This window comes from Sphingomicrobium sediminis, from assembly GCF_023805295.1.
GTDB lineage: Bacteria > Pseudomonadota > Alphaproteobacteria > Sphingomonadales > Sphingomonadaceae > Sphingomicrobium > Sphingomicrobium sediminis.
Map to the genome: position 1 here is coordinate 465,261 of NZ_JAMSHT010000001.1, position 12,251 is coordinate 477,511.

At 58.2% G+C, this 12,251-nt stretch carries 9 protein-coding genes; 2 read left to right on the forward strand and 7 right to left on the reverse strand.

Annotation, left to right across the window (positions count from 1 at the left end):
* Window positions 1-10: 10 nt before the first annotated feature.
* From NDO55_RS02260 to NDO55_RS02285, 6 genes are all read right to left on the reverse strand, one after another.
* Complete coding sequence (locus tag NDO55_RS02260) at window positions 11-2,248, reverse strand: GumC family protein (RefSeq protein WP_252112026.1); 2,238 nt, start codon at window positions 2,246-2,248, stop codon at window positions 11-13.
* Window positions 2,249-2,251: 3 nt separating this feature from the next.
* On the reverse strand, window positions 2,252-2,950 hold the full coding sequence (locus NDO55_RS02265; RefSeq protein ID WP_252112028.1) for a polysaccharide biosynthesis/export family protein: 699 nt from the start codon (window positions 2,948-2,950) through the stop codon (window positions 2,252-2,254).
* A gap of 108 nt (window positions 2,951-3,058) precedes the next feature.
* Window positions 3,059-5,545 (reverse strand): O-antigen ligase family protein, encoded by a 2,487-nt coding sequence (locus tag NDO55_RS02270; protein ID WP_252112030.1) that lies wholly within the window; start codon window positions 5,543-5,545, stop codon window positions 3,059-3,061.
* A 72-nt stretch (window positions 5,546-5,617) separates the two neighbouring features.
* Window positions 5,618-5,953 carry a hypothetical protein gene (locus NDO55_RS02275; RefSeq protein ID WP_252112032.1) on the reverse strand — a complete coding sequence of 112 codons (336 nt, stop codon included), beginning with the start codon at window positions 5,951-5,953 and terminating at the stop codon, window positions 5,618-5,620.
* Between the two features lie 1,150 nt (window positions 5,954-7,103).
* Window positions 7,104-8,126: an alpha/beta fold hydrolase gene (locus NDO55_RS02280; RefSeq protein ID WP_252112034.1), complete on the reverse strand. Its 1,023-nt coding sequence runs from the start codon at window positions 8,124-8,126 to the stop codon at window positions 7,104-7,106.
* Window positions 8,127-8,229: 103 nt separating this feature from the next.
* Window positions 8,230-8,814: a YybH family protein gene (locus NDO55_RS02285; RefSeq protein WP_341869961.1), complete on the reverse strand. Its 585-nt coding sequence runs from the start codon at window positions 8,812-8,814 to the stop codon at window positions 8,230-8,232.
* Between the two features lie 508 nt (window positions 8,815-9,322).
* Here NDO55_RS02285 and NDO55_RS02290 point away from each other — a divergent pair.
* Entirely contained in the window at window positions 9,323-10,276 is a 954-nt protein-coding gene (locus tag NDO55_RS02290; RefSeq protein ID WP_252112038.1) for a CFI-box-CTERM domain-containing protein, read from the forward strand.
* The gene (locus tag NDO55_RS02295; protein ID WP_252112039.1) at window positions 10,273-10,557 is read left to right on the forward strand and encodes a hypothetical protein; all 285 of its coding nucleotides are present in this window, start codon (window positions 10,273-10,275) and stop codon (window positions 10,555-10,557) included. Before NDO55_RS02290 ends, NDO55_RS02295 begins: the two co-directional genes overlap by 4 nt.
* 337 nt (window positions 10,558-10,894) lie before the next feature.
* On the opposite strand, the gene NDO55_RS02300 is transcribed toward NDO55_RS02295, so the two are convergent.
* Window positions 10,895-12,235 (reverse strand): tetratricopeptide repeat protein, encoded by a 1,341-nt coding sequence (locus NDO55_RS02300; RefSeq protein WP_252112041.1) that lies wholly within the window; start codon window positions 12,233-12,235, stop codon window positions 10,895-10,897.
* Window positions 12,236-12,251 lie beyond the last annotated feature (16 nt).

The following is a 12,251-nucleotide window of genomic DNA, read 5'->3' on the forward strand; positions in this document are numbered from 1 at the left end:
CTCACCGCGTCTACCGCCCCGAAATCTTGGTCAGGATCTTCTGGACACCGCGCTTGGGCAGCGGCTTGTAGACATAGTCGTAATAGCCATAGCCATAGCCGGCGCTGTGGCTCGGCACCTTGGTCATGATGACGCCCGAAATCTGCGCACCGACATGTTTAAGGCGACGCAGCGCCGAGCGCGCCATTTCGGTGCGGGTCGTCTCCGATTCCACAACGAATACGGTTTTCTGTGTCGCCCGCGCGAGCAATTGGGCGTCGGCAAGGCCCATGACGGGCGGGCCATCGATAATGACATGGTCAAAATGCTCGCTTGCCAGCTTGACCAGTTCGCCAAGGCGTGGACCGCTCAGCAGTTCCACGGGGTTGGGCGGACTGTCGCCCGAGAAGACGACTGAGAAGCCGGTGTCCGTGGGTTCGAAGAAGATTTCAACATGCGTGGCTTCTTCCTTGAGCCACTCTGCAAGGCCCTTGCGATCCTGGCCATCCAGAAGGCGGCCAAGTGTCGGCTTGCGCATGTCGCCGTCGATCAGCAGGACCTTCTGGCCCAGCATGGCGAGATGCGTCGCCAGCGCGCGGGCGCTGATCGACTTGCCCTCGCTCGGACGGCTGCTGGTCAGCAGCATCGACTTGGGCAGGCCCTTGTGGGTCGCGAATTTGAGGGTGGTGAGGATGGAATAATAAGCCTCGGCAAGCGCCGAACGCTGATCTTCCATACCGATGTCGATCTCGTCGGTGCCGACCATTGGCGTTGCGCCATGGAGCGGAAGGCCGAGCTTGGCCTCGACATCTGCGGGGGTCATGCCGCCATCGGCGACCTTGGCCAGCACGGCAACGGTGCCGCCCGACAGCGACAGGCCGAAGATGAGGCCCATGACGAGATAGAGCGGGATGTTGGGCGAGGAGGGGCCACCGGGCACGGTGGCTTCGTCGACGATCGAGATATTGTTGTTCCCGATGCCGCTCGCAACGCCGATTTCCTGATATCGCGAGAGCAGGGCTTCGTAGATCGAACGGTTGGTGTCGACTTCGCGCTCGAGGACGTTGACGCCGACCGAGCGCGATTGCTGGTCGAGCAGGTTGGCGGTCAGCGAATCCACCTGGCCGCGAAGGCGGTTTTCGGCGGCGAGCGACTGGCGATAGCGGTCTTCGAGATCGCGATTGACCGAGCTGGTCACCCGACTTTCCTCGATGGCGATCGAATTGTCGACGTCGGCAATCTGCGCCTGCAGCGCCTTGACCGCCGGATATTCGGGGCCGAAATCGCTTTCCAGTTTCGACAGTTCGGCGCGAAGGTCGCTGCGACGATTGCGGAGGATCTGGAGCGTGTCATTGTCGAGCGAGGTCGTCGCTGCGCGGCCGCCACTATTGGCGCGGAAATCGGCTTCTGCGGTGACGCGCGTCGCGGTGGCCTGGGCGAGGCGGTTGCTCAGCTCGCGAAGGCGCGTTTCCGCCAGCGTTTCCTGACCAGAACCGGCGCGTCCGCCATTCATGCGGATGAGACCCTGTTCGCGCGCATATTCGGCGACCTTGGCCTCTGACGCCTCGAGCGCTTCGCGGCTCGCTTCCAGCCTTTCGGCCAGGAAGGAGCGGGCATAGTCGGTCGATTCATAGCGCCGGTCGAGGTTCGACTGGCGATAATTGGTGGCCAGGCTGTTGGCGATTGCGGCCGACATTTCAGGGTCGCCCGACGTGATGACGAGATCGACAATGCTGGAATCGAGGATCGGCGAGATAGCCGTTCCGCCCTGGACGATGGCGGTTGCGCGCTCGAAACGTGTATCGCCATCGAAGTCGGCAACATTCTCGACCGTTTCCGGATCATAGCCGGCGAGGAATTCGAGATCGTTGGCAAGGTCGAGATCCTCGACCACCTTTTCCGCCAGTGTGCGGCTGCGCAGCAGTTCGTACTGGGTCTGGTAGAACTCATAGTCGAAAATGTTCACATCGGTTTCGATGTCGCCAATGTCGGCGAGATTCGACGTGGTGCGCAGGATTTCGATCCGTGTGGTCGCGCTATATTCACGCGGCGCTAGCATCGCGAGCAGGATGGCGATGACGATCGAGACCGAGGTGATCGCAAGGATCAGCCACTTCCAGCGCCAGACGAGCTTCCAGACGTAGGAAACGAAACTGGTCGGCCCGAAGCCAACTGGTTGGGGCTGCGTTTGTTCGAGGAATTGCGCCGGCAGGGGATGGTCGCCGCCGGGACCGCTCGGAACAGGCAGGGGGTTCTGGTCTTGCGCCATGGGTCAGAGCACCGGAATGAAACGGCCGAGAATGCTGCCGCCGCCCGTGTCGCGCAGGAAGCGACGGGTCCCGCTTTCACCGACGACGACGAGGTCGTTGCCATAGACGCGCGGGTCGGCGACGCGACCGCCGCGAATATCGTTGAGGTTGAACATGGCGGCCATCTTCTCGCCATTCACGGTACGGAAGACGACGACGTTGGTCTCGTCGGCCACGGTGCTCGCTCCGCGGGCCGTCGCGATGGCGCGCAGCAGGGTCATGTTGCCGATGACCGGATAGATGCCGGGTTGCGTGACCGCGCCGTCAACGGTGACGACGTTGGCGCGCACTTCGGTCAGGTTCACGACGACCTGCGGATCCTTGATGAAGCGACCGCGCAACTTGTCGGCGATTTCGGTGGAGAGTTCGCTGGGCGTCTTGCCCCCAGCCTGCACGACACCGATCAGCGGCATGGCGAACTGGCCCGACGCATCGATCACGGCTTCGCGGTTCAATTCGTCGGCATTGAAGACCGAAACGCTGATTTCGTCGGTCGGCCCGATGCGATATTCGGTAAGGTCGACGGCGGTTTCGCTGACATCGGGCGCGGGCAGCTCGTCGGTGACGGTAACGGCGGTGGACTGGCTCGACAGGCGCGGCGTGCCGCCACAGGCTGCCAGGCAGATTGCCAGCATGATCGTTGCGATAGTCTTGAAGTTCATCGTCATCCCCGCCCCGGGCCTGTGCAGCCCCTTGGCACCTCTTCAGTGGCTCGAAGACCGATCCCACTGATTTGTTCTAAAAGAAGAATGGTTTCCAAGCCGTTAACTCTAATTAGTCGGATCGGAAAGCTGTTCGACGCGCCAATCGTCAATTCGCAGATCGACCGTGGCTGTCCCGTCACTCTCTAGCCGCCACTCTTGCACTGCACAATCGAGCAGAATTGTGACCGGTTCGGGGCCGAAAACTGCATTTACGCCGGACCGGCCCGCGCGCAGGACGGCCCGAGCTTCGGTCTCGCCTGGACAATAGAGGGCAAGGCGTGCAGCATCGGCGCCGCCGTCCACTTCGCCACCCAGCATGACTTCATAGCGACCCGGTTCGAACACCGTCGTGCGTCGGGCGAGCGGCGCAGCGATGCCGGCCCCCGCTTCCAGCCGGATCGAGTTTCGCACGGGCCGGGCAAGCAGCCCGTTGGCGGCCTCATAGCGCCAAGCGAGTGTGTCGACTTCGGGGAAGAGGCGGTGCTGCCAGTCGTCCAGCGCAAACAAGGTGGCGTGACGTCCGTTGGCAGCGGCCTCGCGGCCACCGCGGGTCAACTGATAGAGGATCTGCCCCTGTTCGTCAGGCGTGATCGGCCCTTGCCGTGCTGCGAGTTCGTCGCTGAGCGCCAACATGCCGTCTATCTGCACGTCGGTGAGCGGCGGGTTGAGATAGAGCCAGCGTCGCGCATTGCTGCCCGGTTCAAGTCGGCTCACCATTTCGGCGCGGAATTCGGGATCCAGCGAGGCGACGAAGGTCGCCTGTCGACCGAAGAATGTGGCTGGATAGGCGCGCATCATCGCCTCGGCATGATCGACAGCGCTCTCAGTATCCTCGTCGATCAACGCGAGTTGCAGCGCCGCATATTGAATGAACTCGGGACGCCAATCGAGCGAGGCGGCAAAGCGCATCGCCGCATCTTCCTCGTCGGGCTCGAGTGAGTTTTCACGATAATTCTGCGCGATGACGGCGAGGGCGATCGCATTGAGCGGGGTAGCACGGAGGGATTGCTGCGCCGCTTCGACCGCTTCGTCGCGGCGATTGTCCTGGCTGAGCACGAGAGCGTGGCGGGCCAGCGCATCGCCGTGCAGCGGCGAGAGCGCGGATGCGCGCGTCCATTGGCCATTCTGGTAGGCGGCATCGGCACTGGCCATTTTGTACGCCGCTGGCATCAGCGCGATCACGCCAAGGCCGGCAACCCCGGCAATCACCATATGCGCCGTCTTGCGTTGGGGCTTCGAACGCCGTTGTTCCCATGGTGCGATTAATCCGATCAGCGCCAATACGCAGAGCGCCGCCACCGCATCGGTCCGCAGCGGGAAATCGACGACCGATTGCGCCGCGATCAGGACCAGCATGGCGACGGGCAGGAAGGCACGTTCGGCTTTGTCTGGCCGCTTACGGATCGAGCGTACGACCAGCCAAAGAAATGCCGCAAGGACCAGCAATCCAATCAGACCACCTTCGAGGACCCACTGCAGCCAGTCATTATGCGCCTCGTTGAAATAGACGGTCGTTACGAGGTCAAGTGGTTCGGCTCGAGCCCAAGCTGGGCCGAACGCACCCCAGCCAACGCCGAGCGGGAAGGATTCGCGGATCATCGCGGCGAGTACGGGCACGGCTTCGCCTCGTATGCCGCTTTCGAGACCCAAGGGGTGACGAAATGCGAGCAGGAGCATCGCGATTCCGGCCATTGCGACAAGCGGCAAAACCAGCTTGCGGCGAGCGAGCAAATTCGGGCGACGCGCCTCCGATAGTGCGAGAAGAAGCACTGCGACGACACCGATGGCAATGGCGCCGCGCGAATCTGTCAGGACGATGGCCAAGAAGAGAAAGCACACCATTCCCACGAGAGCGATGTTGCGTCCCGGAAACCCCGCGATGATGCCCTGCATGCCGAGCACCAATATGGTAAGCGCCAGAAATGTGCCCTGAAAATTCGGGTTGGCAAAAAGCCCGGCAGCGGTTCCGGGAACCTCGCCCCACGGGTGCAGCAAATCGCGACCGGGCGCGAGGCTCTGGAGGAAAATCAATGCCGCACCGGCAAGCGCCGCAATAAGCCCGAGCCGCAGGGCATTGCGATAGGGTGTCCGGCCCAACGAGCCTCCGAAGCCAAGCAACAAGGCGGCAGGCAGGGCAAACGCGCCCATGAACCTCAGCGTGTCGAAGGGAGATAAGGACCACCGCAACGTCGCATCGTCCAACTTCGCGAGTTCGAGGCTGTATGAGGCTGCAGCCCACGGACGCAGGTCTTCCAACCATGACGCCGAGAGCGCGGGGAGTTGGACAAGGGCGGAAGCAAGCACCAGCGAGATGAGCGCGACGAACGGCCATACGCCCGGCGCAATCAGCCTTGCTCCCGTGAAATGGCGAGCGAGAAACCAGCCCGATGAACCGACGGCTAGCGGAATGAGGAGGCGATCGACGCTTGCGCCGGCATCACCGCCGCCGCCGGCAAGGAAGGCGAAGCCGAGCAAGGCTGCCAGCAGGAGCTGGTCGATGAGATCACCCGAGGCGCGCAGGCGGGCGCGATGGGTATCCGACAGGCTTGGCAAGATGGCGCTCCCCCGACCGCTGGACCGTTCAGCCCATGTCACGCGGGTTTTGGCTCTCGGTCAAGGGCCGCCTTAACGGCTCATCGGGGCTTGCTGGTTGTCGTTCTGCAGCGTTGCAATGGTGGCGATCGTCGCCAGATAGGCGGCGCCGACGATGATCTTGCCGGTGCGATCGCTGAAGATGGCGGCGCCGCGACGCGGCGCTTCGACGACGCATACCCAATCGGTGACTTCCTCATCCCAGATGAGGTGCCATTCGCGATTGCGCTCATCCTCTTCCTCGATGCGGTCGCATTCGTCGATCTGGAGCTGAGTGGGGCGCGTGATGTTGTGCGCCTGCGCCGAACCGGGTGCAGCCAACATGCTGGCGGTGCAACCAAGCACCAATCCGATCTTCAACGCCTTCATCACTGAGAAATCCCCACCTAATTTTCACCCGGCAAGATACTGGCCGGTTAATCTGGCTCCCACAATAATAAGGCGGCCTGATCAAGGCCACCGAAAATTTAGTACTCCAAGATGAAATATGCACCGAACAGCGTCACAAAATTGTTAACGGTGCGATGCAACGCGGAATGGGGGGGGGAGATAAATGCTTCCTGCCCTTATATGATGATAAGCCCACTCTGCTTCAAAACCCGCTGATGGGGAGGGAAAGGTGGCACGTGGTATCGCCGCCGGTCAAAAGCGCAGCACAAATCAAACTAGCGAAAAGAGGTTAAATCTGATCAGGTCGCGCTGATTTTTCAGCGTTCACCGGCATGGTGCTCCAAATGGGAAAGCTAGACCTGATCTCTTTAACCTCTCCAAAATAGTGTCACTCAAGCTGGCGATTCTCGCCCCTCTTTTCGGCTACCTAGGCCAATTTCCTTAGCTGATCTGTGAGCCTCTCTTACGAAGTCTACGAGGTCCTCTTGCATTCTTCGCAGATCGTCGTCCCGTTCATCTCTTGGCTTGGGAAGTGCTCCCATCCCTTTCAGCATCTGAAACAGCTTCAGCTGCTCTGAGATCTTCAGCTCTGGAATTCTTGATAGTCCGAGCCTAGCAGGGGGCGTGTGCAATCAGAAGATGTAATAGCGCCGACTGCGCATTGCTCGGCGCTTCACAAATGTGAGCGAACCCGCGCTCTCAAAATGAAAGCGAGCGAGACCGGTTGTTAAGGGGTCTCGGGGCAGAGCGCCCCCTTCCTTATACCGCCTGCTTTTCACAGCCCGCGAAAAGTAGAGAAGCCCCTCCTGCGCCGCATCGGGGGCTTCATTCTTCATGAGTTGGATTATGTTCGGCCAAACCCAGGCGCGATAACGCGGTCTGTCGATGCACTCTTCTTCCCACCTCAAGAATAAAGCGCTTTATGGCACTGGACCCGATACGTCCGCTATCGGGTCGTGAGCCGACCAGCCGCTTTTGGCCAACGATTGAACAAAGCGACCAGTCAGCTTTCAGGATGAAGCCTAAGTCCGTTCAATGGCGGCTACGACGGTGGAAAGCGGACGTTCACATTTATCGCTTCTATCCTCAGCCTTAGCTTTTATCGCCCTATAGCTCGCCCGTGTTGATACTATTCCTGCCGCTGGCGAAATCGGGCGAGAAATGGTTCGACGACCTCCCCATAGTAGGCCCAGATGTCCGAGGGGAATTCATCGCCGAAGGGATACGGCACCACCGTCATGTCGCTGAATGTTGCCTCCAGCCGTTCGCGTGTGGATGCCGCAAGAGCGTTGTGAGGATGAGAGCCGAAGTAAGTTCTCAATCGGTCTACCCGATCTGCGTCTCCGAAGACGCTACAAGGGTAATTTGATGTAACTTCAGAACAGTCGGCGTCTTCATCCTCGAACGCAAAAAGGTTGGCCCACATCCAAGCCCCTTCAAAGCTGGGAGGCGAAGACAGATAAAGTAGCGGCACGTCAATCTGCGCGCCTTCCTCCGATAGAAAATGCGGGATGGCCCCGGAAAACCGAGATAACGTCAATTCATCAATTCTCTCATCCGTTGCACCCATATCTCTGGCGCCGCGCCACCAACCAGATGCGAATGCGAACGCGTCTTCATTGTCAAAGTCGAAAGGCAACCAAGGTGTAGGTTCGAATAATGCCATCGCAATCATACGTTCAGGGTGGTGCTCGGCTATCCAATAAATGTCATTCTGAGCCGGATTGCGTCCTATGAAGACAGCCCTTTCGACACCTTCTTTTGACAACATGGCCAAAACATCTTCGGCATAGGTCGCGACGTCATACCCCACACCAGGATCTTCCGTGGCACCATACCCTCGACGGATCGGGACGAAAACACGATGCTGTTTGGCCAAGGTCGCTACGAAATTGCGATGACGCGATCCGCGCTCGATCCACTGTTCCTGGATATCACCTTCCCACTTCGGTGCAGGATCGAAATAGTCGTGCATGTCTTGCATGATGACGACTGCAACGCCTTCGTCGCCAGCTCGATACACTTGCATCTTGATCACGCCAGTTTCGACCGTGGTGTCCCGCACGCTGTCAGGCCACCATTGCGGCCGAGCAATAGCTTCTGGCCCGGATGTGATCGTCATGGCGGCAGCAATGAGGCCGATCGATGACATGGTTTTCTGTCTCCCGCCCAGGTAACCAAACTTTATGGTGAATCGGTACACTTCCGCAATGGATGCGTTGGCTGCTGGTCCGCATTAGGAGATCGGAGCCCGCTTAATCTCTGTTGGTGATTTCAGAGACTTGCTTTTGAACCTCCGCTTCTAAGATAGCCTCAAAATCCCCTAACCACGACGCATGATGGTGCCAGATTCGCCAACCATCTGCCTCGCGGCGAAAGACAAAACTTCGGCGGTTGTCGAGATTGGGACCAAGAACAAAGCTGACAATAGCCACATCTCCGCGATGGTCCACACGGAGTGAAACCGGATCGATTTCTAAAACATCGTCTTCGGAAGCTTGTCGACCACCAAAAAACTTATCGAAAGTTGCTAGGATCTCGTCGCGACCATTTAAGCGACCTGGTCCGGCATCACCGATCAATAGCGGCAGGAATGCCGTGGCGTCTTCGGCCCACATCTCATTGAAGCACTCTTGATCAAGTCTGGTGAAGGCATAAAGAAAACGCTCAGCTGCGACCCTTGGGCCCAACTCAGGATCCGGCGGGCACGGGAGTTCAGCTAGGTTTATTGCGGGACTAGGTTGCTCGTCGGCTACTGCGACACCGCCAAGTGTCGAACAACACCAACCCGTGCAGATCAGTGAAGAAAGCAAGAGCCGTTTCAATATTCCCACTCCCACGTATCGGCATGGGTAATGGCATATTTAAGGAAATAGACGCAAACTCCAGCACGACGTCCGCAATGGGGTCGTCGTCCGGCCGATTTGCTTCCAGTCACCGAAAGGAAGGAAAGGGAGGCCGAGGGGGGTATCTCGACCTCCCTCCCATCGCGTCGCGTCGAAGCTTCAGTATATCCTCGAAACGTTAATGAATGACCGCAATGGGGTCGGTAGCGGTCAGTCGGCTTTGAGGCATGACGCAGACCAACGAGGCCGCTTGAAAAGCCAGCCGGTTCGTAACCTGCTCATTCCAAATTCTTCGTCCGTCCCGCTCGCTTGCCGATAATCGCGCCACCCTTGCCGCGACGATGTGGTGGCAGCTCCAAAGCCTCACCCAATTCGCCATCGACGCTCTTGAGCATATAGCGGGTAAGACTGTCACGTTTTCGGACAAACTTCTTTCGCCCCATATCAAGTGGTGGCCGAATGCAGGGTCGAACGCTAACCTCAAATTGAAAGGGGATTTATCTTGAAAAAAACTCAACGCTCTTTGCTCAAGCGGGCAGCCTCATTGCTCACGTTAGTTGGTGTGTTGCCGGCTTCGAATGTCACTGCTCAAGAACTTCCGGATTGCCGCATCATGGAAGAGTGGGGTGACGAGTACGGAGCGGTCATTCTTGCCGAGAACGAAAGCGGAGGTGTCGATTCCTTCGTCGAAGTTTATCAAAGGCCTTTGGCGGTCAGCACCAGCAGCTCCTACTCCTCCCTGAGCGGTCGAAATCCGTATGGAATTTTGACGATGTATTGGAAGCGGAGTGGCAATAGCTGGTACGCAGACCATGCCGAAATGTTTGGCCCTGATGTCGGCTATTCAATGGATCCAATCGATGCCACCGTCACAATCGAAGTTGGTGGTAGGACTGTTTCACGTCAGCAAATCGAAATGGACGGGATCGGAAATGATCTAAAGTTCGACACGCAGTCGCTCGCCTCAGCCAGCGAGAATCCCTTCTTTGTTACGATTAGCTGGTCAGAGTTCGGCCAGCAACATAGCGTAAAGTACCGCTATTCGCCGATCCAGCGCGAGTATTCTTTCGCGGTGGAGCAGTATGATGGACTACTCCGTGCGTTTCGCGCGGGCCGATGCAAAGTAGAAGCTAGTGGTTGTTTTCTTACGTCTGCGGCCTGCGATGGCATTGGTTTGGCTGACGATTGCTGGGAGTTGCAAACATTGCGCGCGTTCCGCGACGATTGGCTTGTTCATCAACAAGGCGGCTTGGAGGATGTAGCTCTCTATTATGCCGTGGCACCCGCAATTGCAGCGCGATTGGCGGAACAGCCCCGTGCCCTCGTCAAACTTTATTGGAGCCGCATTGTACCGAGTGCCATTGCTGCGAAGCTGGGCCTCAACCGTGTCGCTCGCAGGCTATATACGGGCATGATAAGCGACCTCCTGGAGCAGACCGGAGTGGCAAGCTCGTGAAAAGCCTGTGGTTTCAGATTCTGGTTTTGATAGCCTGCTTCGCATTCGGTGTTTGGATTGCGATGACTTCCTATGCCGGACTTGAGGGTTCATCGGCGCTATGGCGCATCGTTGGTCCTCTCTTCGCTGGGTTCATTGCAACTGGTCTCGCCGCGAAGCTCCTTCAGTTCGCGGGAATATATAAACCGGAATGGATGGATACAGCGCTTGATGATTTCGATGAGCAAACGCGTCGGATGGAGGAACAAGCGCGTCAGCAAGACAAAGAAGAAACGGGATGACTCTTAGTCCAAACTCTGCGTCCGCCCCGCACGCTTGCCGATAATCAGGCAACCCTTGCCGCGACGATGTGATGGTAGTTCTAGCGCCTCACCCAATTTGTCATCGACGCTTTTGTGCATATAGCGGGTCAGCGCGGTCGCATTGGCCAGATACCACAGCCCAGGCTTGCATTTCACGCTCCAGAAAACTGTGTCACAGGCGGTAGGGCATGATGTCCGCTCTTGGCTTCAGAATGCTGTTCAGGTCCTAGCCGTAAAAGATGTGGGGGCCTGACATTGGGTCTCAACAATCGAGCTCCAACTGTTGGAAGGGACGGAGCAGTGAGACAATGTCCTCCTAATGATTGCCGAAGGCGAGTAGGCCGCTACCGCTATTGAAGGCCATACTATTGAAATTTTGCGCTTGCCTTTTTGCCTTTCGAGCACAGCTTTGGATGCCTAAAGCCTCGCAGCTTTCAGCCAAAGCGAGATATTGTTCGGTCGACCGCCAGCCGCTTTCCTCTACTTCGCGCAGTGTGTCGATCGCATCTGCGTAACGCCCCGCCAGATTATAGGCGCGGGCCATTCCCACTTTGGCATCGCCATAGGGTCGTGCTTGATGATTGATCCGCGCAAATTTTAGTGCTTGTTCGACGTCACCATTCCCGATGGCTGCATCCAACATGTGGTCGGCATAGGCTTCGGGAGAGAGGTTCGCACGCGCTTCAAGGATCTCATGCGCCTTCCCATTGAGGCGAGCCGCCATCTCGGCTTGACCGTTGGCTTCGAGCATTGCGGCGTAGGCCTGCATCACCGAGGGCTCGTTATTGGCCGCAAGAATCTTCCCGTATCGACGAGTTGCGTTTTCAAGATCACCTTCTGCCGCATCCAACTGTGCGATATGCGCTAGAGCGAGCCAGTAACCTGGAAAGACCTGCTCGGCTTTCTCGAACAGGGCTCGGGCATTTTCCCAGTCGCCACGTTTCAATTCCATGCCGCCCGCTGAAAGAAGGAGAACGGCGCCAAGGCGTGGGCTCATATCGGGAAATTGAGCAACGCTTTGTGCCAATATCCGAAGGCCGCCATCGAAATTGCCCAGACGCTGCTCAAGATTCGCGCTTCGCAGAGCAATCGACGGTCCGGGGGCCAACTCGTGAGCACGATCATACTGGCTTCGCGCTTCGGCATATTCCCCCCGATATAAAGCGAGATCGCCTTGGAGTCCCGCAGCTTCTGCCCGATCCAGCCGCCGTGGCCTTACCGCGACGCTGTTTGCCGCATCGAGATGCGTCTGTGCTTCTGGATTGCGATGGGCTGAAAAGGCAACCATGGCTGATGTCAGAAGTGGCCCGCTTCCTTGTGGGGCTTTGGCTCTTGCATCGGCGAGAATCTTGTCGGCAGCTCGAATGTCATCGAAGCTGCCCGTCAATTGGGCTCGGCGATGGAGCGCCATCGCCTCAAACTCTTGGGCCAACCATGATTCTGGCAATCCATCGGATCGTTTCGAAGCATCCTCAACCGACTGCTCAACCATGCTTGTCGCAGATGCATAATCTTCATCAGACGCATTGAACTCGTGCGCCAATAATGTCGTTGTTGCGTCTGGTTCGCGATTGGCAAAATGCAGGATGGCAGCCAGGATAATCATGACCGCAACCAGCCTGTATATCCACATCGCGCTATTCGAAATTTCAGTCATGATTTTCTCCGGAGAA